Origin of the sequence: Natronoarchaeum sp. GCM10025321, assembly GCF_042663585.1 — an archaeon.
GTDB lineage: Archaea > Halobacteriota > Halobacteria > Halobacteriales > Natronoarchaeaceae > Natranaeroarchaeum.
In genome coordinates this window covers 413,898-437,969 of record NZ_JBHTAN010000006.1, presented here as the reverse complement: position 1 = coordinate 437,969, position 24,072 = coordinate 413,898, and the positions used below count along the sequence as shown (strand labels likewise).

Here is a 24,072-nt window from a genome sequence, read left to right as displayed (position 1 = left end):
GGTAGTAAGATGCTCACCACGCTTCTGGCGTTGTTCAAACGCGACAAAAAGCGTGCAACGTCGGTTGTGGCCGAGTGTCGATTCGGTAGGAGTGGGACACTCCGAACCGCCCCTGAAGGGAAATCGTCTGCGGAGTCTGGAATCCCTGTGCCCACGTTGGGTATAAATTCCGACACAGAAACAGGAAGCCCTGCCCTCAACAAGCGAGGGGCGAGTAGCCCCGAGCGCGGTAGGGCAGGGTAGTTCACTACGTTTGCGGTGGCCGCTCAAGAATCTCGAAAATTTCCGTTGCGCGGTATTCTTTGTTGCGCTGTTTCCCTGTCACTTCCTCTAGAACTCCCTCAGTTTCAAGATCAGCAATAGCACGGTATGCTGTTGAACGCTCTATATCGAGCATCGTCGCGACTGTTTTCGTGGTCACGTACGGCTGCTCGAAGAGTTTGCACGCCAAGCGATGCTTCGCGTACTGGACACCACCGTACTCCTCCTCGTAGCGACGCCGAAGTTCGTCCAGTGCCAGCGTGCGGTCAACGGACTCTGCAGCTTGCTGGGCCACTCCTTTGACGAAAAACGACACCCAGTCTTCCCAGTCGCCGCGAGACCGGAGCGCTTCCATTCGGTCGACGTACGTGGCTTTGTTCCGGTTAAAGTACTCACTGAGGTAGAGGTTCGGGCGCTCAATGAGATCGGCATCGTAGAGCTGGAGTGTGATGAGGAGGCGACCGAGGCGTCCATTCCCATCGCCATATGGGTGGATCGTTTCAAACTGGTAGTGAAATAGCGCGATGTCCACGAGCGTATGATAGCTCCCCCCAGTTCGGTAGTACGTGAGAAGGGCATCCATCAGCCCCTCGACGTCACCCGGAACTGGTGGGAGGAAGTCGCCGAGATGGTTTGGAACTGTCTTGTATGCACCAATCGTGTCCGTCTCAATGCGGTCGTCTGGAACGCCCGTGAGCAGCGTCTCGTGGAGGTCATGGAAAAGCGCAACGGAGATCTCCCCACCGCTATCGAGTGCTTCAATGCCCTCCTCGATGGCCTGTTCGTAATTCAGGACTTCTTTGGTATCTTTTGTCGCTGCTTCACTTGTGGAGGATGCAATAGCGTCTGCAGCTGTAGACTCGTCGAAGCTGCGTGTTTCGAGACTGTAGAGCGCGTTATAGTCGATATCTGCTCCTTCGATTTCGGCCGATTCCATCGCTTCTTTTCGGAGGAGGGACGTATAGAGGACAGGAGGAAAGCCGATTTCTAGACTGATACCACTGAGTTTGCCGAGCCAGAACGTGGCCTCCGAAAGCAGGTCGTGAAAATCCGCATCGAACTGGAGATCACTCGAGGGTGGTAGAGGCTCTGGCCGGTAGTATGACTCTCTCCCGTAGGAGATGAGTTTTCCAGGCGCGGTATCTTCGATCTCTGGTCCTCTCATGCATGTACCGACACTATGTAGCGCCAGTAAATGAATCTAGTGAATTCAAATGCAAATACTGGGGTGAGTTAAGCCCAGTTATTGTATTTGAGATACTATACACAAACAAGGTCGGTATTTCCCTGACGTGTTCTCATCCACAGCGAATCAGACTATGCGATGTCGCAGATTCCTGGCGAGCTGTGGACTGTCAGTTGGGGTTGGCCTTGCAGGCTGTCTCGATCGGGTTCCCGGTATCGGCCTCGATACAGACTTCGAGCAGGTAGATCCAGAATATGGCATCGACGAACCACCGGCCGTCACCGTCGATGACGCCATTGTGATCACTCGCGGACCGATACTGCTCGGCTTACACCCACCCAATTCTAGATGAAAGAACACCGAGTGTTGGGACAATACACATTTTCGTGGGAATACTTTTACTTCATCCCCGCATAGAGGAGATTACAGTGAGCAAGACAGCGAAGGTAGACGATCGTGGTCGGATTGTCATTCCACAGGAGATCCGCGAAAAATACGGTGACAGATATCGAATCGTCGAACTCGACGATCGTGTTGAGTTAATTCCGCTAAACGATGACCCGATTGAGGGACTTCGAGAGGCCGTTGGCGGTGCCTTTGATGGGAAATCCATCGCGGAAATCAAACGGGAGGCACGCGATACTGCCCGGGAGGACGTGATTAAGGAAGTCACTGAGTCGGAGAAGCGATGATCTACGCTGACACGGATTTTTTCATCGCACTCGTGAAAGACGACGATTGGCTTCAGGAACGAGCAGGAGCGATCGCCACAGAGCACGAAGGGGACATCTACACGTCGCGGGCAACGCTCCTAGAGTTACTAATGATCTCAGATCGGTTCGAATTCGACCGAATGGAAGCACTCAGTTATGCGCTTGAGATCGCATCGGTGTCTTCAGACGAGACGGTTCTCTTCCAGGCAGCAGATTATATGGAGCAGTATGGCCTCACCGCTTTTGATGCATATCACATCGCGTATGCTGATCATGATCGCATAATATCCTCAGACCAATCCTTTGACGATGTTACTGAGAAGCGAATCTCGATCGAACAACCACCTGAGTGAGCAACTACTGACAAAGCAGAAAGCACACGAAATGTACTCTCTCACTCTCGCAGAATGCTCCCGATCGAGAACAAAAGCACATCAATTCCACGCAGATCACTGGGGGGTCCTCGATCACACCTACACTGAGACGTCAGTCTTATTCAGGGCCACCTGTTGCAAGATGGATGACCCGGTCGCATCCCTCTCGATCACGGTAGCGACGATTCCCATACCACATACAGAACCAGCGCGAAAACCCACGGCGTTAGCCGTTGGAGGAAGCGCGTCACTGCTGAATCAAACCACACTCTACAGCACGAGTGACTCCCCCCAGCACGAATCACGATTTTTACATCATTCCGACAACATTTGAAGAGTGATGGTCGTCAGAAATCTCGAAATTAACCTCGACGTCGACGAGGACGAGTATCTCGTTCTTGATGAGACGTCCGAGCAATTCCGTGAAGCCGCCCAACACGTCGACCGTCCGGATAGTCGTACCGAGATCTCTCAGGACGGGCGTCTCGCGGTATTGGTCGCCTTTTGCGTGCCAGACCCGCAGCACCGTTCTGGCGTCAGTGTTGACGACAGTCGGGGTTGCGGGCCGCGACGTCGATATACAGCCGCATCGGTTCGTCGTCGATCCGTGACGCGGTGTATCGGGGTACTCAGTCGTGTTTCCACTGGAAGCCGTGCCCGCATGACCGGTATCCGGAGACCTGCGAGGCAACGGACTACTCGAAGCTTCGTACCTGCCCGTCGTCGCGGTCGCCCCACGATGTCCGAAGCGGTCGGGTGACCGCTCATCGACTCGCCAATGAGGGCTAATCGCTGGTCTCCGGTCGGTTGGACGCGAGCGGGTGGTTTCTCGACAAGCAGTACGACCGGCGGACAGAGCGCACGAAGACGAATAACGAGACGACTTCTTGAGACTGTGAAATCACCACATGACGGGCTGATTGCAACGACGACGAGATACGGCGATACTGGGAGTGCTGGATGTGGTTGTCTCAAGAAGACCCCATAGTGGGTTAGCAACGTATCAAAAGTCGTGGTCAGACGTCACCTCGATCAGAAGCGTCTCCCGGCGTCCATACGTGCGGTGGTGTTCCGAAAGGCTGCCTGCGAATCACGGGCTGAGACGTTTGAATGGTGGAGTCGAGGCTGAGACGTTTGAATGGTGCGGTCGATACAGCCCTCTGGATGCACTCGCGTCAGTGCGAGTCGAAAATGGACTCGTGTGGGACGCTACGGCCTGTTCGAGTATGCAGTCGACGTCGAGAGTGCGATACAACTCACGTATCATGCTGATCCCATGGCTGTCCAGAACCGCAAAATCACGGAGATAATGGAGAATTGGACGCTGAAACCACTCACCACGATGTCTGTTTCCTGCTCTACTGTCTAGTGCCTATGTACACGCAACTCCCCTGCCGTCTCATGGTTTTCACGTTTCGGCGGTCTCACGACGTCGTTCGCACTCCACGACTATAGCCACGTTTTTCGCCTCCAATACGACGTTTTTCGGAGCCGCTCCCCGCGTATGGCTCCCCGAAGTCTCCACCAGAGCACACAGCAGTGGTGTACCACACCTCGTTCGACGTCCGCCCGTATATGGAACTCAAATCGATTCGGAGGCCAAAAGTTAAATTCAGATCATTATCACGAGCTGAGATTCGTACGCTGAGTTATTTGCCGGATCGACCAAACATTCAGACATGGCCAAGACAGGAGCGATCCGTTCCAGCGACGAGCACAGTCGTGCCGAGCGGACGATCCGGGCTGATATTCGGTTCGAGGTCCCCGACGCGGACTGCCCGATCGCCAGAGCCTCCGATCGGAACATCTCCACGCACATGATCCTCGAAAACCGGTGTTACGTGGTTTCCGAGGCCGACGGCGATGATGGTGCCGTGCAACAACACGAACAAGCGGTTAGTGGGTGCTGTCCGTGCACCGTCTTCTGTCGATACGGCTGTCTCCCCGAGTTCGAGTCGGCGAGCAACGGCCGCGTCACTGTGACGACGTATCTGACCGACCGTGAGACCGTACAGGACCTGATTCGTGACCTACAGGAGGTAAGCGAGTACGTTTCCTTACAGCGACTCGTCGACCTCGACGAAGAACGGTTCGCTGATCTGCGGTCCGTGGACGTCTCCCTGCTCAGTGATGCCCAGGAAGCGGCACTTAGTCGTGCGATCGACGCCGGCTATTACGACAACCCGCGCCGGATCGATTTCGATGCGCTTGCCGAGGAACTGGAGATAACAAAGCCGACCCTGTCGAAACGGCTGCGTATCGCCGAATCGAAACTGCTCGTCGACCTCGTCGAAGAGTAGGCGGCAGTGGTCCTGTGGAAACCCGATTCTTCAGATATAGTTGCGCCCGAAACAGCCAGTCGCTGAAAGGCACAACCTAATCAATCGCCGTCACTGCGGTATGCATCACCACCCCGCTTTCGAATCCGTAAGACGTAGAGAATTTGTGTGGTGCGGTCCGCACGACAGCCAAGTCGGAATGGACCAATACGGAGCTTTTCGTGGGGTGCTCCCTGCAGTGGTTCGAGATGTTCGGGTGGATCTCGCCATTCGTCAGTAGTGATCTCGTCGAGTTTGCTAGCGATGCGATCACGTGCATGATTGTCGAGTCCGTCGAAATCCCGCCGTGCCGTGTCGGTGAGTTCCCAGTCCCACTCACTCATCGCTGTCACGTACGGTCCCGTCGAGGCCGTATTCGGCTTTCACATCGTCGCTACTGTGAGTGCGACCGTCACGAATCTCAGCTTCGCTGGTGAGCATCGCCTTCAGATCTGCGCGGTTAAATTCGGGATGTTTGAGTGCATCGCGGAGGACGGCTCGGATGAACTCACTGCGGCTGTTGAAGCCGTATTCTTTCCACGTCACGTCAACGTCCTCCAAAAAGGTCTCTGTCATCCGGACGTTCACCGTCGTTTTCTCAGGTGGAGATTCCGCTTCTGGCATATGCTGTGTTGAATTTGTGTATGAATAAGCATTACGGCAACCAGTCCTTTTCCTGTGTTGAGGGCATCTGTGGCAGCAAATCTCACTTACTAGAACCGTTTCAGTCTGTGCCGGGCTACGAACGTTACAGCCTACAAACGAGCACGATAGCACAGGAGGGCCCACTATTTCACGTTATTCCTAGATGTATGTCTGCTATATCTCACTATGTAACGATATCTGGTAACAACAGGTCCGATTATAACTACATATGCGACCTAGAAGAAACGGGCAACTATTAGCCGCGAACGGCAGGGCGGCGTACGAACTACGTCGTAGTAGAGGCACAAGGATGGGTAACGAAACTGATCGGCTGACGGAAGAGGAAGCGCACGGCGTCGACGCCGATGACTGGGAGCAGGCGTCGGAGGAGATACTGGCCGACAGCTCGGCCGACGCTGATCTCGGGAAGCGGATGAGTCGGGACGCCGTTCGCGTGAGTATCGGGGAGATGAGCGAAGCGGAGTTCCACGAGAAGTATCACGAAGAGATCCTCGAGGAGTTCGGCGTCGACGAGCGTCCGACGGATCCGGAGGTAACCAATGAGTGAGCAAGAGTCCTCCGGCGTCCACCGTCGGTCAGTGTTACTCTCCGCGGGAGCGGCGGCCGGGGCACTCGGCCTCGGTGGCGGGAACGTCCTGCAGTCGCTCGGAGAGGACACGGCTGAATCCGCAGTCGTCGAAGACCTATTCGATCAGACCGAAGTCCTCAACACGGCGTGTGCGCCGAACTGCCGTGGGAAATGTCCACTGAACGTTCACGTTAGAGACGGTCAGGTCAAGTTCGTCGAGCCACAGATGACCGATGACGAGCAGTATCGGCGTGGCTGTGTCCTTGGCCAGTCTCACGTCCAGCGAGTTTACAGCCCGAAACGGCTGAAGTACCCGATGGTCAGAAGCGACTGGTCGCCAGGTGAACCGAACCCAGAGGGCCGAGGCGAAGACGCCACGTTCGAGCAAGTCTCGTGGGACGAGGCGCTCGATTACGTCGCCGATAAAATGAGCAGGGTCCGCGAGGAGTACGGCCCGGAGAGCGTCTTCTTCCACACTGGCTCCGGAGACAACGGGATGGGGACGACGTTCTTCGGTCGCCTCGCGTCGATGTTTGGCGGCACGCAGCAGGGGTGGTCGATCGACTCGAACGTCGGGATGGGCTTTCGTCGTGTAACTGGACACGGCTACTTCCTCCCGCCGACGAACGAGAGCGAAGACTGGGTAAACGCGAACACGATCATCGTCTGGGGCTCGGATCTGTTCAAAAGCCAGTTCCAGAACGACGCCTCGAAGGTCCTCGACGCGATGGAAAACGGGGCCAAGTTGGTCGTCGTCGATCCCGTCTACACGACGACCGCTGCGAAAGCCGACTTGTGGCTGCCGATCAAACCCGGCAAGGACACCCACCTCGCGCTGGCGATGATCCACGAGGTGCTGGCCGAAGGGATCTACGATCAGGAGTTCCTGCGCGAGCGCTCGACCGCGGGTGCCCTCGTCCGCGAGGACACCGAGGAGATGCTCCGGATGAGCGATATCACCGGGGACGACGACGACCGCGTTGTCGGCATCCATGCCGAGACCGGCGAACCGATCCCACTGGAGCCAGATACGCATGCAGAGGTCGAACTGTTCGGTCGCTACGATATCGGAGGTATTTCGACGACGACAGGACTAACACTGCTGGAAGAGCACGTTCAGGACTACTCGCCGGAAGCCGTCGCCGACGTTGCAGACCTCGATGCCGAAGACATCCGGACGTCCGCACGGTGGCTGGCCACGCGCGGCCCCGGTGGGATCGCATCGAGTTACGCGCTCGGCCGATACAAGTACGGCCACGTCTTCGGCCAGAGCTACGCCATCCTGCTCGCCCTGACGGGCGACTACGGTCGGTCCGGGACGATCCACGCTCAGCACCCACTGGGTGCCTCGCTGAACAGCGGTGGGTACGGCTCACCGGAGGGGGCAGAAGGTGCCCAGTCGCTCCGGATGCATGAAGAGCCCGCCGCGCTGGAAAACGGCGATCCGTGGCCGATCAAGGCGATCTACGGGATGGAGTCGAACATGCTCGTCAACCAGTTCCCGGACCGACAGCGGTGGCAGGAACTGCTCAAGAACGTCGACATGTTCGCGATGGCTGACATCCACAACACGCCGACGGTCCAGCACGCAGACATCATCCTGCCTGCCGCCCACTGGTTCGAGCGTGAAGACATCACCGACGCCTGGGGATCGCACCCCCACATCTCACACCGGACGAAGGCACACGAGCCACTGTGGGTGGCCCGGGACGACTACTTCATCATCGCCGACCTCGCCGAGAAACTCGGCTACGACGACCTGTTCCTCGACGACAAGCGTGAGGAACTGCGCAAGATCGCAGCCAACGATGACCGGATCGACTTCGACGAGTTACGCGAGAAGGGGAACGTCCGCGTCGACGTGGACGTCATCAAGTACACCGATCCGTTCCCCACGGACACCGGTCGCATCGAACTCTACGACGAGGACCAGCCGGTCGAAGACGAGGGGACGGTCCTCGACCTCCCGCGTCCGATCGAGGATCGGACGGCCGACGATCACGAGTTGGCTGAGGACTATCCGCTCATGTTCATGCAGAAACACTCGAAGTGGCGGATCCACTCACAGTGGGCGGACAACGCGATGGTCCGACAGATCAACCCCGAACCGACACTCGACATCCATCCCTCGGACGCGACAGCGCGTGGGATCGACGACGGCGACTACGTCCGGGTGTACAACGACCGCGGAGAGGTCGTCGTTCGGGCGCAGTACAACGAAGGGTTCCAGCCGGGGCTGATCAACATCGACCAGGGCTGGTGGACCGAAGACTACATCCACGGCAACCTGCAGGACCTGACCCATATGGACGTCAACGACCTCGCGCCGACGTTCGCCTTCTACGACGTTCGGGCCGAGGTCGAACCCGCTCCGGCAGACATTGACACGAGTATGTACACGGACCCCGGAACGGACGACTGGCTCGACGGCTACCCGAACCGAGGTGATAACTGATGACGAACTACGGCATGGTGATCGACCTGGAACGGTGTATCGGCTGTCATGCCTGCTCGGTGAGTTGCAGCCAGGAAAACAACGTTCCGCTGGACAGCCGGTGGAACCGGATCCTCACCGAAGGCGGCGATACGATGGACACCCCGGAGGGTGAGTACCCGGAGAACGGTCGGGACGGTACCCTCTCGATGAACCACCTCCCGACATCCTGTCAACACTGCGAGAACGCTCCCTGTGTGAAGGTGTGTCCCGTCAACGCGACGTACAAACGCGATGACGGTATCGTCGAGATCGACTACGACAAGTGCATGGGCTGTCGGTACTGCATGAGCGCCTGTCCGTACAACGCACGGGTGTTCAACTACGACGAGCCCAAGACGCTGCCGACCGAGGGCACCGGGAACGTCGAAGAGCGCGAGCAGGGCGTCGTCGAGAAGTGTACGTTCTGTAGCCATCGCGTCGAGGAGGATCTCGATCCGGCCTGTACGGTCGCCTGTCCCGCAGATGCGCGGATCTTCGGCGATCTCGATGACGAAGAGAGCACGGTCTCCCGATATATAAACAAGTACGAGACCGATCAACTGCTCGACGACCTCGAAACCGATCCGAACACCTACTACATCCGCGGCGAGATGAGTCCCGGTCGCCCGCAGGACGGGAACCAGCTCGAAGGAACGGAAAAGAAGGAGGTCGGCCATCCTGATGGTGTCGCGAGCAACGGAGGTGAGAGCTGATGGCGACCGATACCGAAAGCGGCGTCGTCATCCCGCAGTTCGGGACGCGCGGCAAGGCGTGGCTCGGCGTCCTCGTGCTGACGATCCTCGTCGGCATGGGCGCGTGGGCTTACCAGCTCACGCAGGGCCTTGCGGTCACCGGGATGGACAACGTGTTCTCCTGGGGGCTGTACATCATGCTGTTCGTGCTGTTTATCGGCCTCTCGGCGGGGGGGCTGATCATCTCCAGCGCGCCGAAGTTCTTCCACTCGAAACGCTACGACAGCCTCGCGGCGATGGGCGTACTCCTGAGCCTCGGGTGTATCGTCGTCGCCGGCTTGCTGATCCTGCCCGATCTGGGTCGCCCGAGCCGAGTCGTCGGCTTCCTCACATCGCCGGACTTCCGGTCGCCGATGGTCTGGGACTTCGGGATCGTCCTCGTGTACGGGCTGTTCAGCGCCGGCTACCTCTGGTTGCTGACGCGCCGTGATCTCGCCCGGATGGGCTCCAGACTCGCCTTCGGCGTCGAGGACACCGAGGAGGGCCGCGAACGCGACCGCAAGCTCGCGTTCTGGGCGGCCGCGGTCGCGATCCCGCTGGCGATCGCGCTGCACTCCGTGACCGGCTGGATCTTCGCCACACAGATCGGTCGCGGCGACTGGTTCAGCCCGCTCGTCGCGCCGATGTTCATCATGAAGGCGCTGGTCTCCGGGCTCGGCCTGCTGTTGGTGACCGCAATCGTACTCGACCGGACGACGAAGTTCCGACTGGAGGAAGACCTGGTCTCCGAGCTCGCGAAGGTACTGGGCGTGTTCGTCGCGGTCCACGTCGTCTACCTCGTGGCGGCCGAGCGCCTGCCCCACGCGTGGGCGGAGAACTTCGAGTTCTGGTCGATCACGGGCTCGTTCCTCGTCGGCGACACCATCCATTTCTGGCTCTGGACCGTCGTCGGCGGGGCGCTCCCCATTGCGTTGCTCGCGATCCCGTCGCTCCGTCGCAAGCTCTGGGCGGTCGCGACCGCGAGCGTCTTCGCCATCGTCGGGATCCTCTTCGAGGGTGTCAACCTGATCTTCACCGGCTACACCGAGCTGAACATCGGTGCCGCGCCCGGCGTGACGACCGGCACCGACTACACCGGCGTGACGGCGGACGTCTGGGCGACAAGCGGGACCTACACCCCGACGCTGATCGAACTGCTGGTCGTCCTCGGCATCGTCGCGATCGGCGCGCTAATCGTCACGCTCGGGCTTCGCTTCCTGCCGATCCAGCCGGGCGGTGGGTCGCCCGAGCCCGTCACGTCGGAGGAGCCGACGACCGATGCAGCCGTGACTGACGGCGGGGCAGTCGGGACCGGCAACCACGGAGTGAACGACGATGAGTGACGCAGGCGCTGCTCACGGCGGCGACACTGCGGATCTCGCCAGCGGGTACGCCATGCTCGCGCGGTGTTGGCGACAGCCGACGGCCGATCTGGTCGACGCCGTCGCGGACAGCGGGCTGTTCCGATCGGTCGGCGTCTCCATCGAGGACGTCTCGGTGACCGCGCTGCGCGCGGAACACGCACGCCTGTTCGTCGGTCCGGGTGAGCCACGGTGTCCACCCTACGAGAGCGTGTATCGGAACGAGTCGGCGGACGTCCTCGGCCCGGCGGCTCACGACGTCGTCCAGTGGTACCAGGAGTACGACCTCGGGCTCGATCCCGACTGGCCCGACCTCCCCGATCACGTCGCGACCGAACTTGAGTTCGCCGCGTATCTGCTCGCTCGCGGTGAAACGACCGCCTGTGAGTCGTTCCTCGACGAACATCCCGAGCAGTGGCTCGACGAGTTCCTCGCCGACGTCAAGGGAGAGACCGAGGAGCCGTTCTACGAGGCGCTCGCGGAGGTGACTGCAGCAAGTCTGGAGTGAGGTAGGGTTGGCCCGCCGCCGGGCCAGCCAGGTGGTTTAGATTTCTGTAGAGTCACCATAGTCCGACGGAGTCCCGACCGAGTTCCCTACTCGGCCGCTTCGGCACTCGCCGCGTCCTCCTCTTTCTCCTGGAGTCGCTCTTTGGCTTCGTCGTAGTCCTCGGGATAGCTGATGTCGATGCGCCAGTTGTCTAGGCCGATGGCGTCGATCGTCAGGCCGGATTGGATCAGCGGGTCGATCGCCTCGCTGATCTCGTTACAGCAACTCTTCCCGTACCGCTCGCCCGCGGAGGCGTGTTTCTACTATTGGCCTGGCAACCGGTTGTAGGGTCCGTCCTCCTCATGCCGGCGTTTGTCACACGAGTAGTCGAACTGGCGTTTGAGTGCTACACGTCCTGACGTGCAGTCCTTCGTTATCTCTGTCTGTTCAGGGCCTGTCGTCGAGGTACAATCAACCGACATGAACACACCCCTCTATCGATGTGTTTCTGCGAGTCGTTCGTACGGTAGACACACCCCTCTATCGATGTGTTTCTGCGAGTCGTTCGTACGGTAGACACACCCCTCTATCGATGTGTTCGATCTGTAGAGAACCGCCGCGATAGCGCGTAAAATAGATGATCTACAGTCAGTGAATATGCAAAAGGAACTCGAACGGTGCTGTACTCGTGCTCAAGACGGTCGAAACCTACATCTACTCGGGACAGCCGCATTTTTAGATGAGAGGAACCTACCCCCGGTCTGTGGAACACATCGAACACTTCGATAGAGGTGTGTCTGTGCCTCTAGTCTAGAACGCTAGACGACTAGACGACCACGACTGGTCGAAATTTTGTTCTTAAACAGCGGAAACGCGTAATATCGACGTTTCCGTGGCTTTCACGGGTGGTGTGACCCGCTAGGGGCCCCTCCCCCTCAAACAAATCGAACACATCGATAGAGGGGTGTCTGTGTCTGGTCGACATCAACAGTGAGAACACATCGTCGGACGTGAGGATAATATGTTGAGATACTTGGGATAAATGCACGATTATCCGCGAAATAGCGGCCGTACTGCGTAATCACATATCGATAGAGGTATAGCTGGGTTTTTATACCTCGCCTGTATGGCACGACGTATGACATCCGAGGACGTTAACGCTCAGCCCGAAGACCCGCCGCCAGACGACCGACCAGCGGAGTCAGGCGAGCAGTCGATCGAGGAGATGATACTGGAGTTCGACGAGCAGGAGGGCGTGATCCGCGACCGGTCGCTGTTGGACCCGACGTTCGTCGTCGAGGAGGACCGGATCGTCGGTCGTGACGAACAACTTCGGGAGGTCACGAAGATGCTTCGCGTTGCACTCGGGGACAACCGCCCGCCGAACCTCTTTCTCTACGGCCCGAGTGGGACCGGGAAGTCGCTCATCACGAAAGCGGTCTGTAAGAACATCAGCCGGATCTGTGAGTCTCGAGAGATCCGGTTCGGGACGATCGAGGTGACGTGCCAGGATCTGGATACACTGGGAATCGCCGTCTACGAGCTCGCCGAGACGGCCGCCGCCGAGACCGGTGCCGAGGTGCAAGTACCCAAGCACGGCGTCTCGACGAAAGAGAAGTGGGACGACCTCTTCCGGATCCTTGACGAGCAATTGGACCTCGCTGTGTTCGTCCTCGACGAGTTAGATATGCTCGTGGGGCGACGCGACAAGCAAGAACCCGCGTTCTCCCGGTTGCTCTACCAGCTCTCGCGAGCGGGGACAGACAACGATCTTGACTGTGCGATCTCGATTGTCGCGATCTCGAACGACACGCGTATGATGGAGTCCGTCGGCTCCCGGGCGTTAAGCTCCTTCACGCCCGAAGATGTCCACTTCGACGACTACGATGCGAACCAACTCAAGGCGATTCTCCGGCGTCGGCAGGACGCGTTCTATGATGGCGTCATCGAGGATGACGTAATCCCGCTCGCCGCGGCGTTTGCGGCACAGACGCATGGCGACGCCCGGAAGGCGATCGATCTGGTACGGGTTGCGGGCGAGTTGGCCGAACGCGAGGGTGACGGCTACGTTGGCGAGGAGCACGTCCGTACCGCACAGGAGAAAGTCGAGAAGAACCGCGTGCTCGAAGTCGTCCGCGGGATCAGCACGCAAAAAAAGCTCTGTCTGTACGCGACGGCCGCGGTCGCCGCACAGAGCAGCGACGGGACCGCCCGGAGCACGACCGCGTATCAGGTGTATGAATACCTCACCGAGCAAATCGACGCGAACCAGTACCACCAAGAGACCTACGTGAACAAAATGAAGGAGCTGACGACGTACTCACTCGTCGACGTCGAACGGCGCAGCCACGGCCCAAGTTCCGGGATGTTTCTGGAGTTCCAGTTCGGCGAGCGTCCCGAAACGAGTCTGGACACGTTGCGCGAGGATTCCCGCCTCGAGATGGTCGACCAAAAGTCCGTCCAGAGCGTCGTTCGTTCGCAGTTACGCTCGCAGACATAGGCGACACACACCTCTATCGATCTGTTCGATGTGTTCGCTGAGACCTGGTACTCGGCCGAAGTCGGACCGTTGTACTCACGCTCCGAGCGCGGCGACGACGTCATCGATCGTGTAGAGGCGTACGTCAGTACGCTCGGTGGCGGCTTCGGTGACGCTGTCGGTAAACCCGCTCCGGGAGAACAGCGCGTATTCGAGGGTTCGGGTGCCGCCGCCTGACGGCTGCCATCGGAGTTCCTCGATGTGCGTCTCTAGTGATGCCAGTGCGCTGTAATCGAGTGGCGAGTCCTGATACTTGCACTCGCCGACGACGAGCGTTTCTTCGTCGGTGAGTCCAACGACATCGATCTCGTGGTCTTGGTACCACCACTGTCCGACATCGACGATCGGCGTCTCGTCGTACAGCGTCCACAGGGCCTCACAACACAGTTGCTCGAAGGCGGGCGCGACGAAGTCGGCCAGCTCTGGTTCGACGAGCCGTTCATAGGCCCCGTCGCCGAACTGGTCATAGCGATCAGCACTTCCATACAGGAACCGGAACCAGAATCGGAAGAGCGGATCACGCAGCCGATACTGGCTTCGCTTGGATCGTTCGGCGCTCTCAGTCACCGGTACGTGCCGTTCGATGAGCCGAAGCCGCGAGAGGCGATCCAAGTACGTCGATAACTGGTTGTAGTCGATGCCCGTCACGCCAGCAATTTCGTTTCGGCCGGTTGCTCCGCCAGCGATCGCTTCGAGGATCGAAAAGTAGCGAGTCGGCTCTGTCAGTTCCATGCGGAGGACGTGCTCCGGTTCGTTGTGGAGCGAGCCGTGACGAGTCAACACCGTTTCCTGGATGTTTTCGCCGAGCGACCGGTCGGCGTCGAGTTCCTCGAGATAGTAGGGAACTCCTCCAAACACACTCCAGGCGCGTACGACATCGTCTGCTGTCGCATCGTCCGGGAGAAATTCCGTCGCGGCGTCGAACGGGAGTTCGCGGATGTCGAGCGTTAGGGATGTCCGCCCGTACAGCGGGCTATCGCCAAGCAGCGTCGCTTCCTCCATCATACTAATCGACGACCCGACGAGAACGAACGTCGTCTGCGACTCATCGAACTCGTGGTCGAACAAGGCCTGTAACACGGACGGGAGGCTCTCGTCCTGTTCAATTAGCTGGATATAGGCGCTAAGCCCCCACCCTCACCGGAGCGACCGAAGGGAGCGGAGTAGGGTGGGGATACAGCGCCGTCATCACCTGTTCATACGGCGATACGGTTGCAGACCCACAGACCCACGTAGTCGCAACGTTTTTGCATTAGGATATTGTATAACAGTACGAACCCAATGGAATACGACCTCGATTCGGGAGCGCATTCGACGTACTCCCTGCACTACCACCTGATACTCACCACAAAGTATCGGCGCGGAGTGCTAACCGAGGAGCGAACCCAATTCATACGTGGGGTCATCAGCGGGTTCACGGACAACTACGGCGTCGAGCTGACGAACCTTGACGGAGAGGACGACCACGTTCACATCCTGTTCCGTGCGAAACCAACCACGGACCTCGTGAAGTTCATCAACACGGTCAAGGGCGCGACCGCCCGACGTATCCGTAACGAGTACGCGGACGAACTGAAGACCGAACTGTGGGGCGACTCGTTCTGGAACGACTCCTACTGCCTCATCTCGACGGGGCAGGTGTCGCTGGATGTGCTGAAACAGTACGTCGAAGACCAGCGGGAGAGTTGATGTACTACGCCTACAAGTACCGCCTCAAACCGTCCGACGCCCACCGAGAGGAGTTGGACCGCCACCGAGACATTTGTAGGCAACTGTACAACCACACACTCTACCGCCTCAACGAGTACCAAGACGAACACGGCGAACTGCCGTCCATGACCACCCTGCGGTCGGAACTCCCCGACCTCAAGGAGTGGTGGGGCGACCTCTCCGACGTGTACTCGAAGGTGCTCCAAACCGTCGTAGAACGGCTGTTCGACAACCTCAAAGGCCTCTCCAAACTCAAGGACAAGGGCTACGGCGTCGGCCAACTCAAGTGGAAGCCGCCGCGGGAGTTCCGCAGTTTCACGTACAGCCAGTCTGGCTTCAAGCTCGACAAGAAGGGCGGTCAGACTGTCCTGTCGCTCTCGAAACTCGGTGACATTCCCATCCGGCTCCACCGTGCCATCCCCGACGACGCGAAGCTCAAACAGGTCACGGTCAAGAAGGAACCGACGGGCGAGTGGTTCGCCACCTTCGGCGTCGAAATGGACCGCGAACCACCCGAACCGCCTGAGAACCCCGAGAAGTGCGTCGGTATCGACGTGGGGATTTGCAAGTACGCTCACGACACCGATGGCGCGGCGGTCGGGTCGCTCGACCTCTCTGCCGAACGGGAGCGACTGGAATGCGAACAGCGGTCGCTCTCGCGGAAGGAACACGGGTCGAACAACTGGGAGAAGCAACGGCGGCGGGTCGCGGAGTGTCACGCCGACCTCCGACGGAAGCGCCGCGACTTCTTGCACAAGCTCTCGGCGTACTACGCTCGGGAGTACGACCTCGTGGCGGTCGAAGACTTGAACGTGAGGGGGATGCTCGAATCGCCGTCGAACAGTCGCAACACGGCGTCGTCGGCGTGGCGAACGTTCCTCTCGTTGCTCGAATACAAGTGCGAAAGAGAAGGAACGCACTTCGTGGCGGTCAACCCGAGAGGAACGACGAAAGAGTGCGCGGCGTGCGGCGTCTCGACGGAGAAGCCGCTGTGGGTCCGTGAACATTCCTGTCCTGCCTGCGGGTTTGAGGCGGACAGGGACGCGAACGCGGCGTGGAACATCCTTTCTCGCGGTCTACAAGATGTAGGAGTGGGACACTCCGAACGAACGCCTGTGGAGACTGCGCTCCCTGTGGACACCTCTGTGTCTGCAAAGCGCGTCGTGGAATCAGGAAGCCCTATCCTCAAGCAGCGAACGGCGTCAGCCGTGAGCGAGTAGGGTAGGGTAGTTCACTTGAGAACCATAGCTTCGGAAAATTCTTTCGCTCAATTCGAAAATGTAGTTGCCGAACTGCCCGATTCACAGGCGGTACGAGGCGGATGCCACGGGGCTTGACCCCGAGGCGGTTGACTTGCAGGCGTGAACGGTAGCGAGCGGCGTTCGCCACTGCCCCGATTCGGTCTGTCGAGGCGCTGCTCGCGTTCGCGCTATTCAGTCAGGGCCTCGACGTACTTGACGATCGCACGAAGTGTGACCCTGGAACACTCTTTGAGAGTGTTCGGAAGGTACGTCTGGATCGGCGGCGGTGTGGGTTGGTCGTAGCTCTTGTTCGGACCACGGTGAGAGAGCCAGTGATTCTGTTGGTTAAGATGGGTTCGTTGTTGGTTACAACCGCGACCGAAGTCTGGTCACCCAGGCCGTTACCCTCAGGATCACGAGTTTCGAGATGGTCGACGACGGCCGAAGGTTTCTCCGTGAGCGCCACGGAGTATTGCGTACGATGCACGCCGTCGTCCCGACTACTGGCATGGGAACGCGATTGCGCCCACTCACCAGTGAGACGCCGAAAGGACTGGTCGAGGTCGCCGGAACGCCGATTCTCACCCATTGCTTCGAGCACCTCGTGGAGCTGGGGATCGACGAGATCATCGTGATCGTCGGGTACGAGGGGCAACAGATTATCGACCACTACGGTGATGCCTTCGGTGGGATCTCGCTCACGTACGCCTGGCAGGAACACCGCCGGGGACTGGCACACGCACTGGTGCAGGCGCGTGACCACGTGGAGGGGGCGTGTCTGGTCGTCAACGGCGACAACGTCTTCAGTAGGTCACCTCGACGGCTTTTCGACGCGTTTCACGAGGAGGACGTCGACGGCGTGGTATACGTCGAATCCGTCTCTATCTTTAACGGAATTGTTATGATCGAGAAACGAATCCTCCGAGTGACTGTTGGGCGAATCTCCAACACAGTTATGATGTTGGGCGATAAACCAACAGACGAGGGATGGGCCACGACCTTACGCATCGCTACACCCACGTCGAAGCCGGACTTGTCGAGAACGTCGTCATCCGACGAACGACCGATACAGATACCTACCCGTCCGGCTGGAAGTACACACTGCATCTGGGAACGCTGCAGGATCTGACGCTCATTCGCTATCTCGAAAATCGGAGATTGTCGACGACTCGTCAAAACGGCTCGCCGTTTTGAGACGACAATGCCCATGAGGACACCAAGGGCCACGAACTCCACACCGCTGCTGGCGACGCAGACGTCGAGTTTCCTGGCATGGAAGAACTCATCGTCGAGTTCTGGGCCAGCGCTGACGAGTACTGGGACACAGCTAGTGGCAACTCACCCCGTCCCTACTGACAACAACTAGAATCCACATCTAACAGACCCAACCATGACCACGCTTCACATCACCGTCGGCGACCGAGCACAACTCCGAGAGGACACGCTCCAGTTCATTCAGCGTGTCGAGGCTGGCGACCTAGATGAACAAGATGAGCGTGCAGTCCTCCAGTTTGGGACCTATGACGATCTTGTCGACAGCCTCACCCCGCTGCGCCTTGATCTCATCCAGGCAATCGCTCAGGAGCACCCTACAAGCATGCGTGAGGCTGCGCGACTCGTTGACCGCGATGTCTCGGATGTCCATGCAGATCTGAAACACCTCGAAGTACTGGGTATCCTCGAACTCAAGGAGGGAGGGCCCAGTGGAGCGATTCAGCCCGTTGTCCCATTCGACAGAATCGAGATGCACATCGACTACCCCCTTCTTGACGACGTCGGTCCAGACAACACTCCTGCCAGCGCAGACTAGTCCCTTGTTTTGTAGTAGTCGCCGATTTCGTCAATGATTCGCGTCACATCGAGAAGGCGACACGCCTTCTGGATCTGGACCTCACCGGTATTCGCATCCGGGGTAGCGTTCAACCCGGGCTCAAATGTCGGCTGTCCGTGTGTATGCCCGAAGGCGTCTTCCGCTGCAGCAATCTGATCCAGAAGGGAGGTTGGATCACTCATTTGTCAGTAGCTCCTGTTTGACCCGCTGGAGTGTTTCGGAGGAACACAGTGTAATGGCGTCACCGAATAGGTCCTCGGCGTCTATACGATCGGGCTGATTCAGAACCGACTGCGGCGTCTCTACGATAAGCTCGAATGAATAGCGCTCGGCCGACGGTGGTAATCGGCTCGGATTTTCGAGCTGATTTTTGATTGCCTCCCAGTCGGAATCGAGATCAGCGCTATCCGCACTCGATATCTCAATCGAAGCTGGTATTTGCAGTTGTTCGAGATGGTTTGCGAGTTTATTCGCTTGATGTCGTCGTTTCATGTGATCGCCGCGTACGAGCACCCACAGGTCGATGTCTGATTTTCGATCGGCTTCGCCACGAGAGACACTTCCGAAGAGGATAATTCCGAGAACTTCTTCGAGCTCGTCTTCGATATACTGGCGTGCGATGCGTAGGGGAGTCCGAAACTCCAGTTGTGGAACGCTCGAAATCGGATCGTCCGGCTTGTGAAGTCTGGCTCTGTTAATTCGCACGTGGCGAGCGTTTCCCTCCCGAAACGTCTCAACCAGATCGTTCGCTTCGAGCGTATTGATCGCTTCTAGAGTTGCTCGCTCGCTCATCGGTGTGACGTTGGCGAGCTGACGAGCTGGGAGATGGATCTCCGGATTGTCGAACAGAAAGTTGAGGATATGCGGGCTGGCCGTATGTTTGAAAAGTTCCGTGTCTCGGATCGGGAGTGCTAGTTCCACCGATGATCCTCGCTGTGTCGATGGTTCGAACTTTGTCGAACTGTTACTGCGCATGTGTAGTTATAGATCGTGCTACTATTTATAATTTATATAGTAGTGCCGCCGCTATCTGTAGAGATCATCTCGTATGGAACAACCGACACTCCCCATATCGCGCGCTACTCGTCGATCCGAGCTAACCCTCATGACTTGGGGCACCCACGACCACCGCTCCGAGCACAGAACAGCGGAAATGACGGGTGGGGATGTGGATTGAATTATATCCCAATCCAGCGGTGCGGTGCCGTGGGACTCCTCCGCATTCATATGGAGGAGGATGTCAATACGACAATCAGCCACCTGGTTGCTCGACGTATACCTTACCTGAGACCACCCGCCAGTTCCGCTTTCGTACCCGAACTTGGTAACAGACGCAACCGATCATCAAGCGCACCAGCTACCGGTGTCACACTTCAGTCGTTGATCGTGGCCTCGAGCTTAGCAGGGAGTCGTTGCAGACAGGTCTCCAGAAAGCTCAGGGGAGCTTCTGCCTCGAGGTGTCCTGGCTCGTGGACTCGTTCGTCAGCAGCTTCGATCTGGAAGTGAGTAGTGCCGAGCTCTTCGTGATCGTCATCTTTGTGCCAGCCAAGACTGACCGCATCGTCGACCCACTGCACACGCTGGACATCCGTGCCAGCACGGGGACGCCAGGTGACCTCACAGGTGGCCTGTTTCCGGGGAAATCTACCCCCGAAGAACATCTCGGTGTGACGTCCTCCCACGAGTAAACTCCTGTCTCTTACCCACAAATCGAGTCGCTGCCGAGGTCAATAAATCCGATCGAAACCTCGATATCTACAGATGTAACACTCCTATGGAACGATTTTGCTAATCTCGTTTACCACATTCAGTACCCACCCACCGCCGAGATTATCGCCCGGATCACTCCTCACCTCGATCTTCCGATTGCAGATTGGGGTCGACAGCGTCTGAAACGTCTGTTTGTGACCCCGTGAACTTATGGGTAAGAGACAGGACTCAAGTCGTGGGCTTCCGCTATCATTGTGTCAACATCAGCGACAACAGACCGGGGGCGGAGTCTGGACGGTTGATACTGGACGTCAGAAAACCCCGGCTCCATTTCGAGCCGTTCTTTGATCCGTCGCAGTCCTTCACGCCGCGTGAATCCTCGGCCACTAGCAAGAAACAGGATCATCTCTGCTTGCTAGCTTTCCTGTTGAAGCATCCCCAAACCATTCTCTCCGGTACGTGGATCCGCATCGAGCTTCGTCAGTGAACTCTGCAGGCTGATGGCGAGCTGAATCGCTTCCCGTATCTGAATGTTGTATTCCCATTCCTCGATGATCTCGAGGCGATCCCGTCGATCGGTCGGCGACAGCTCATCACGTGCAAGGCTTTGGCGAAGTTCCGCGAGTGAGTTGACGGCGTACGCTGATTTCCACGAGTCGATTTCGTCTCCGATTACACGCAACTCATTGGTGAGTTCGTCTACGGACTGTTCTTCAGCGAGGGTACGAACTTCATGAAGGAACTGTGTAACATCGTCCGGCTTGTAACACGTGCCGTCAGCTGTTTCGACGATCGAAAGATCGCCCTGATTCGCCATCCGATCGAGATATTTGACGGCCGTATCCCGTGAGACATCGGCCTCTTGAGCGATCCAGCCAGCGTTTCGTGGCGTTGTTCGGGTCATCGCAACATGCCTGACCCGGTCTGCGGCATCCATCTCTGCTGGCCATGCACGTGATTGATCGGTCATGGGTCACTCTAGAGTGGGTATTGACTACTAATTTGGCATACTTCAGAACTATTTCGTATTACCGTGCTGTCGTTGGCCTCGGCGTCAACGGCGAGCCCTCGACGCACGGACAGCAGAATGTGGATGAGGTCAGCGCCGATCCGAAATCTCGTGACTGCCCAGCCACCGGTGGGGGAACATACTGATGGTCTTCTCCCGCGTTTCGATGAGTTGATCAACAGTCTGTGTTTCTGCGTCCCGCTTGACCAGTGCGGAAGTGTCGAAAAACAGCATTTCAGCCGCTCAGTTCGGCCGTCATCGACAAGCTCGCCCATCGAATCAACACCTGTGCGGAGTTCTTTGAGATCTTGCTCGTGCCCGTGTGACTCGATAAAGTCGTTCATCCGACGGCGGAGTCCCTCCACCCGTGCGGTACGGAGGGCGTGATGGCCAAGTTCGGCAATGTCGTCTGCATCGCTCATAGTCGGGTTACGTCGGGAGCCGTTACAACGGTTTGATGCTACTATAAGCTGTCTTCCACCCGCTATTTGGCTTCTGCGGGTGCTGCTACCTCCTCTTTCTCTTGGAGACGCTCTTCGGCTTCGCGCGCCCCTCTGGATAGCCAACGTCGATGCGCCAGCCCTCGAGGCCGATCGCATCGATCGTGTGGCCCGACTGGATCAGCAGGCCGAGCGCCTCGTTGATCTCGTACTTGCCGCGGGTCGACGGCTGGACGAGCGTGCAGGCAGAGGAGATCGACGCCGAGAGGCTGTGGCGTGTTCGAGATTGCGCACTGGAGGCCTGATCTGCTGTGTTCCTTACCGGGCCCTCCATTGAATATGTCATACGTCGACGGTTGCATATGAGTCGAAGCGTCGGCGCTACTGCCGGTGTCCTCGTCAGCGTGAGTGTGTTCGCCTGGCTTGCGGGGCCGCTTCTGGCAGTGTACTTCGGAACGGAAGCAGTACTCGTCACGTACGGGGTCCTCGCACTGGCCGCGGGGGCGCTCACCTACATGCTTGGTCGGCGGATCGATCACCGACTCGCCCGCTCCGCGGGGGCTGAAACGACAGCGGAGTCCCAGGGAACGGCAGTTACCGTCGAACTGGACGACAACGCCGTCGAACAGGAACTCGATCAACTCCGCGAAGAGTGAACACACCAGCAGACCCACCTCACCCAGTAGTCGACGACGTCCGAAGGTTTCTCCGTGAGCGTCACAGAATAGCGTATACGATGCACGCCGTCGTCCCGGCTGCTGGCAGGGGAACGCGATTGCGCCCACTCACCAGTGAGACGCCGAAAGGGTTGATAGAGGTCGCCGGAACGCCGATTCTCACCCACTGCTTCGAGCACCTCGTGGAGCTGGGGATCGACGAGATCATCGTGATCGTCGGGTACGAGGGTCAACAGATCATCGATCACTACGGTGACGCCTTCGATGGGGTCCCGCTCACGTACGCCTGGCAGGAACAACGCCGGGGACTGGCACACGCACTGGTGCAGGCGCGTGACCACGTGGAGGGGGCGTTTCTGGTCGTCAACGGCGACAACGTATTCGGTCGGCCACCCGGACAGCTTCTCGACGCGTATCTCGAGGCTGACGCCGACGGCGCGGTATACGTCGAATCCGTCTCTATCGGGGAGGCCCGAACGACCGGCGTCGTCGAACTGGCTGACGGACGAGTCGTCGATCTGACCGAGAAAGCGGACGAGCCTCCATCGACGCTCGCGAACGCAGGCTGTTACGTGCTCCCCGAGGCGATCTTTCAGGCGTGTGACCTCCTCCAACCGGGTGCAGAGGGCGAGTACCAGCTCAGCGACGCGGTCGGCGTCCTCTGTCGGGCGGGCTACGAGTTCGTCCCCGTGGAACTCGACGGCTGGCGAGTGAACGTGAACACGCCGGGCGATATCGAGCGCGCTGAAGCGAAGATATCTGGTTGTGACTACTCACACGAGTGAAGTCTTTGGGTTCCGCTCTATATCATCCGTCAAAGTCATCAAGCAGCCGGTCACGGTCTTCGTCGTCGAGAAATTCAGCCGTTCGGTGGGTGTCGCTGGTGGCTAACTTGTCTTCTGAACGCCGCCGACGGGGGGATGCTCCCGGCGTGATTGCGGCGGCGTGCCCACCAGAATTATTGCCTATGAGGTCATAGGTCATAGTAGGTAGAGGATGACCGGCAACCACCCACTCGAACTGAACCGCGCGGTCCCCGGCGGCCGTGTGGAGATGTTCGCCATCCCCGACGACGACTACCCGGGCGGGTGGTTCTACCGATTCCAGTACTATCACCCGGAAGAAGGGGAGATACTGCGCTACGATAACGCGCACGGCGATGACGATCTCGGCTGGCACCACCGACATGTCGGCTTCGGCGAGGACACGGAGATCGAGTTCCAGAACATCACCGCGCATATCAGCCGCTTCCTCCAGGAAGTCGGTCACCTCACCAACATCGAGGACACGAACAATGACTGACCCCACCGACGACGGCTGGCCCGACAAGTACAGCGATCCCCGCGACCGTCCGCATCCCAGCGTGCTCCGCGTCACCGTGGAGTCGTTCGACGAGTTGCGTGAGGACGTGCTCGACGCTGCCGAAGCGGTCAGCGAGGGGGAGGAGCAGCCTGCGGTCGTCTCGTTCCGCACGGTTGGGGAGCTGCGGAAGATCCTCACCGACCGCCGGATCGAACTCCTGCGTGCGTTGATGGCGATCGAAGGAGCAGCCGAGAGCATCTCCGCGGTCGCGGAGGCCCTCGACCGTGACTACCGGGCGGTCCACGACGACGTCTCCCTGCTCGACGACTACGGCCTGGTGTTCGTCGTCGAGGACGGCCAGGCGAAGCGACCGTACCTGCCCTATGAGCGGATCCACCTTGATGTCGAACTTATCGGCGAGCAACCTGGCGAGGAGCGCGCACCGGCGTGATGACGGCGCCGACCGACGCCA

The 24,072-nt window shown here is 58.6% G+C and carries 25 protein-coding genes and 4 pseudogenes; 19 read left to right on the top strand and 10 right to left on the bottom strand.

The window, feature by feature from the left end:
• Positions 1–247 precede the first annotated feature (247 nt).
• The gene (locus ACFQL3_RS05025; RefSeq protein ID WP_377051972.1) at positions 248–1,426 is read right to left on the bottom strand and encodes a Fic family protein; all 1,179 of its coding nucleotides are present in this window, start codon (positions 1,424–1,426) and stop codon (positions 248–250) included.
• Between the two features lie 449 nt (positions 1,427–1,875).
• On the opposite strand from ACFQL3_RS05025, the gene ACFQL3_RS05020 reads away from it, so the two are divergent.
• Complete coding sequence (locus ACFQL3_RS05020) at positions 1,876–2,139, top strand: AbrB/MazE/SpoVT family DNA-binding domain-containing protein (protein WP_377051970.1); 264 nt, start codon at positions 1,876–1,878, stop codon at positions 2,137–2,139.
• On the top strand, positions 2,136–2,513 hold the full coding sequence (locus ACFQL3_RS05015; protein ID WP_377051968.1) for a type II toxin-antitoxin system VapC family toxin: 378 nt from the start codon (positions 2,136–2,138) through the stop codon (positions 2,511–2,513). The genes ACFQL3_RS05020 and ACFQL3_RS05015 overlap by 4 nt, the downstream gene beginning before the upstream one ends.
• 331 nt (positions 2,514–2,844) lie before the next feature.
• On the opposite strand, the gene ACFQL3_RS05010 is transcribed toward ACFQL3_RS05015, so the two are convergent.
• Positions 2,845–3,060: a hypothetical protein gene (locus tag ACFQL3_RS05010; RefSeq protein WP_377051966.1), complete on the bottom strand. Its 216-nt coding sequence runs from the start codon at positions 3,058–3,060 to the stop codon at positions 2,845–2,847.
• Between the two features lie 1,153 nt (positions 3,061–4,213).
• Between ACFQL3_RS05010 and ACFQL3_RS05005 the strand changes: the two genes are divergently transcribed.
• Complete coding sequence (locus ACFQL3_RS05005; RefSeq protein ID WP_377051964.1) at positions 4,214–4,834, top strand: helix-turn-helix domain-containing protein; 621 nt, start codon at positions 4,214–4,216, stop codon at positions 4,832–4,834.
• Between the two features lie 80 nt (positions 4,835–4,914).
• Here the strand turns inward: ACFQL3_RS05005 and ACFQL3_RS05000 are convergent, their stop codons facing one another.
• Both ACFQL3_RS05000 and ACFQL3_RS04995 read right to left on the bottom strand, forming a co-directional pair.
• Positions 4,915–5,196 (bottom strand): type II toxin-antitoxin system RelE family toxin, encoded by a 282-nt coding sequence (locus ACFQL3_RS05000; protein ID WP_377051962.1) that lies wholly within the window; start codon positions 5,194–5,196, stop codon positions 4,915–4,917.
• A complete protein-coding gene (locus tag ACFQL3_RS04995; RefSeq protein ID WP_377051960.1) occupies positions 5,189–5,476 on the bottom strand; it encodes a ribbon-helix-helix domain-containing protein in 288 nt (95 codons plus the stop codon). The genes ACFQL3_RS05000 and ACFQL3_RS04995 overlap by 8 nt, the downstream gene beginning before the upstream one ends.
• Positions 5,477–5,807: 331 nt before the next feature.
• Between ACFQL3_RS04995 and ACFQL3_RS04990 the strand changes: the two genes are divergently transcribed.
• From ACFQL3_RS04990 to ACFQL3_RS04970, 5 genes are read left to right on the top strand one after another with little or no spacing between them, the layout of a single operon-like run.
• Positions 5,808–6,065 (top strand): 4Fe-4S ferredoxin N-terminal domain-containing protein, encoded by a 258-nt coding sequence (locus ACFQL3_RS04990; RefSeq protein WP_377051958.1) that lies wholly within the window; start codon positions 5,808–5,810, stop codon positions 6,063–6,065.
• Entirely contained in the window at positions 6,058–8,541 is a 2,484-nt protein-coding gene (locus ACFQL3_RS04985) for a molybdopterin-dependent oxidoreductase (RefSeq protein WP_377051956.1), read from the top strand. Before ACFQL3_RS04990 ends, ACFQL3_RS04985 begins: the two co-directional genes overlap by 8 nt.
• Complete coding sequence (gene dsrO, locus ACFQL3_RS04980) at positions 8,541–9,275, top strand: sulfate reduction electron transfer complex DsrMKJOP subunit DsrO (RefSeq protein ID WP_377051954.1); 735 nt, start codon at positions 8,541–8,543, stop codon at positions 9,273–9,275. Before ACFQL3_RS04985 ends, dsrO begins: the two co-directional genes overlap by 1 nt.
• Positions 9,275–10,636: an NrfD/PsrC family molybdoenzyme membrane anchor subunit gene (nrfD, locus tag ACFQL3_RS04975; protein WP_377051952.1), complete on the top strand. Its 1,362-nt coding sequence runs from the start codon at positions 9,275–9,277 to the stop codon at positions 10,634–10,636. Before dsrO ends, nrfD begins: the two co-directional genes overlap by 1 nt.
• Positions 10,629–11,162 carry a TorD/DmsD family molecular chaperone gene (locus ACFQL3_RS04970; RefSeq protein ID WP_377051950.1) on the top strand — a complete coding sequence of 178 codons (534 nt, stop codon included), beginning with the start codon at positions 10,629–10,631 and terminating at the stop codon, positions 11,160–11,162. The genes nrfD and ACFQL3_RS04970 overlap by 8 nt, the downstream gene beginning before the upstream one ends.
• 86 nt (positions 11,163–11,248) lie before the next feature.
• On the opposite strand, the pseudogene ACFQL3_RS04965 reads toward ACFQL3_RS04970, so the two are convergent.
• A pseudogene (locus tag ACFQL3_RS04965) lies at positions 11,249–11,416 on the bottom strand (UTP--glucose-1-phosphate uridylyltransferase); the annotation flags it as partial.
• Positions 11,417–12,366: 950 nt separating this feature from the next.
• On the opposite strand from ACFQL3_RS04965, the gene ACFQL3_RS04960 reads away from it, so the two are divergent.
• The gene (locus ACFQL3_RS04960) at positions 12,367–13,641 is read left to right on the top strand and encodes an orc1/cdc6 family replication initiation protein (RefSeq protein WP_377057018.1); all 1,275 of its coding nucleotides are present in this window, start codon (positions 12,367–12,369) and stop codon (positions 13,639–13,641) included.
• A gap of 75 nt (positions 13,642–13,716) precedes the next feature.
• On the opposite strand, the pseudogene ACFQL3_RS04955 reads toward ACFQL3_RS04960, so the two are convergent.
• Positions 13,717–14,793 (bottom strand): annotated as a pseudogene (locus ACFQL3_RS04955) (ATP-binding protein); the annotation flags it as partial.
• A gap of 168 nt (positions 14,794–14,961) precedes the next feature.
• On the opposite strand from ACFQL3_RS04955, the gene tnpA reads away from it, so the two are divergent.
• From tnpA to ACFQL3_RS04930, 5 genes and pseudogenes are all read left to right on the top strand, one after another.
• Complete coding sequence (gene tnpA, locus ACFQL3_RS04950) at positions 14,962–15,369, top strand: IS200/IS605-like element ISHko3 family transposase (RefSeq protein ID WP_377051948.1); 408 nt, start codon at positions 14,962–14,964, stop codon at positions 15,367–15,369.
• Positions 15,369–16,610: an RNA-guided endonuclease InsQ/TnpB family protein gene (locus ACFQL3_RS04945; protein WP_377051946.1), complete on the top strand. Its 1,242-nt coding sequence runs from the start codon at positions 15,369–15,371 to the stop codon at positions 16,608–16,610. The genes tnpA and ACFQL3_RS04945 overlap by 1 nt, the downstream gene beginning before the upstream one ends.
• A 502-nt stretch (positions 16,611–17,112) precedes the next feature.
• On the top strand, positions 17,113–17,760 hold the full coding sequence (locus tag ACFQL3_RS04940) for a nucleotidyltransferase family protein (protein ID WP_377051944.1): 648 nt from the start codon (positions 17,113–17,115) through the stop codon (positions 17,758–17,760).
• Positions 17,682–17,987 (top strand): annotated as a pseudogene (locus ACFQL3_RS04935) (hypothetical protein). The gene ACFQL3_RS04940 and the pseudogene ACFQL3_RS04935 overlap by 79 nt, the downstream one beginning before the upstream one ends.
• A gap of 34 nt (positions 17,988–18,021) precedes the next feature.
• Complete coding sequence (locus ACFQL3_RS04930) at positions 18,022–18,441, top strand: transcriptional regulator (protein ID WP_377051942.1); 420 nt, start codon at positions 18,022–18,024, stop codon at positions 18,439–18,441.
• Here ACFQL3_RS04930 and ACFQL3_RS04925 read toward each other — a convergent pair.
• Together ACFQL3_RS04925 and ACFQL3_RS04920 are read right to left on the bottom strand one after the other, a co-directional pair.
• A complete protein-coding gene (locus ACFQL3_RS04925) occupies positions 18,438–18,644 on the bottom strand; it encodes a hypothetical protein (protein ID WP_377051938.1) in 207 nt (68 codons plus the stop codon). The genes ACFQL3_RS04930 and ACFQL3_RS04925 overlap by 4 nt on opposite strands.
• Entirely contained in the window at positions 18,637–19,383 is a 747-nt protein-coding gene (locus tag ACFQL3_RS04920) for a nucleotidyltransferase domain-containing protein (RefSeq protein ID WP_377051936.1), read from the bottom strand. The genes ACFQL3_RS04925 and ACFQL3_RS04920 overlap by 8 nt, the downstream gene beginning before the upstream one ends.
• A gap of 548 nt (positions 19,384–19,931) precedes the next feature.
• Here ACFQL3_RS04920 and ACFQL3_RS04915 point away from each other — a divergent pair.
• Complete coding sequence (locus ACFQL3_RS04915; protein ID WP_377051934.1) at positions 19,932–20,150, top strand: hypothetical protein; 219 nt, start codon at positions 19,932–19,934, stop codon at positions 20,148–20,150.
• A 437-nt stretch (positions 20,151–20,587) separates the two neighbouring features.
• Here the strand turns inward: ACFQL3_RS04915 and ACFQL3_RS04910 are convergent, their stop codons facing one another.
• Together ACFQL3_RS04910 and ACFQL3_RS04905 are read right to left on the bottom strand one after the other, a co-directional pair.
• Positions 20,588–21,142, bottom strand: coding sequence for a DUF7342 family protein (locus ACFQL3_RS04910; protein ID WP_377051932.1), 555 nt, complete (start codon positions 21,140–21,142; stop codon positions 20,588–20,590).
• A gap of 523 nt (positions 21,143–21,665) precedes the next feature.
• A pseudogene (locus tag ACFQL3_RS04905) lies at positions 21,666–21,877 on the bottom strand (UTP--glucose-1-phosphate uridylyltransferase); the annotation flags it as partial.
• Between the two features lie 106 nt (positions 21,878–21,983).
• On the opposite strand from ACFQL3_RS04905, the gene ACFQL3_RS04900 reads away from it, so the two are divergent.
• The 4 genes from ACFQL3_RS04900 (at position 21,984) to ACFQL3_RS04885 (ending at position 24,051) form a co-directional block, all read left to right on the top strand.
• A complete protein-coding gene (locus ACFQL3_RS04900) occupies positions 21,984–22,277 on the top strand; it encodes a hypothetical protein (protein WP_377051930.1) in 294 nt (97 codons plus the stop codon).
• An 80-nt stretch (positions 22,278–22,357) separates the two neighbouring features.
• Positions 22,358–23,083 (top strand): sugar phosphate nucleotidyltransferase, encoded by a 726-nt coding sequence (locus ACFQL3_RS04895; protein WP_377051928.1) that lies wholly within the window; start codon positions 22,358–22,360, stop codon positions 23,081–23,083.
• Positions 23,084–23,294: 211 nt separating this feature from the next.
• Positions 23,295–23,600 carry a toxin-antitoxin system TumE family protein gene (locus ACFQL3_RS04890; RefSeq protein ID WP_377051926.1) on the top strand — a complete coding sequence of 102 codons (306 nt, stop codon included), beginning with the start codon at positions 23,295–23,297 and terminating at the stop codon, positions 23,598–23,600.
• A complete protein-coding gene (locus tag ACFQL3_RS04885) occupies positions 23,593–24,051 on the top strand; it encodes a hypothetical protein (RefSeq protein ID WP_377051924.1) in 459 nt (152 codons plus the stop codon). The genes ACFQL3_RS04890 and ACFQL3_RS04885 overlap by 8 nt, the downstream gene beginning before the upstream one ends.
• Positions 24,052–24,072 lie beyond the last annotated feature (21 nt).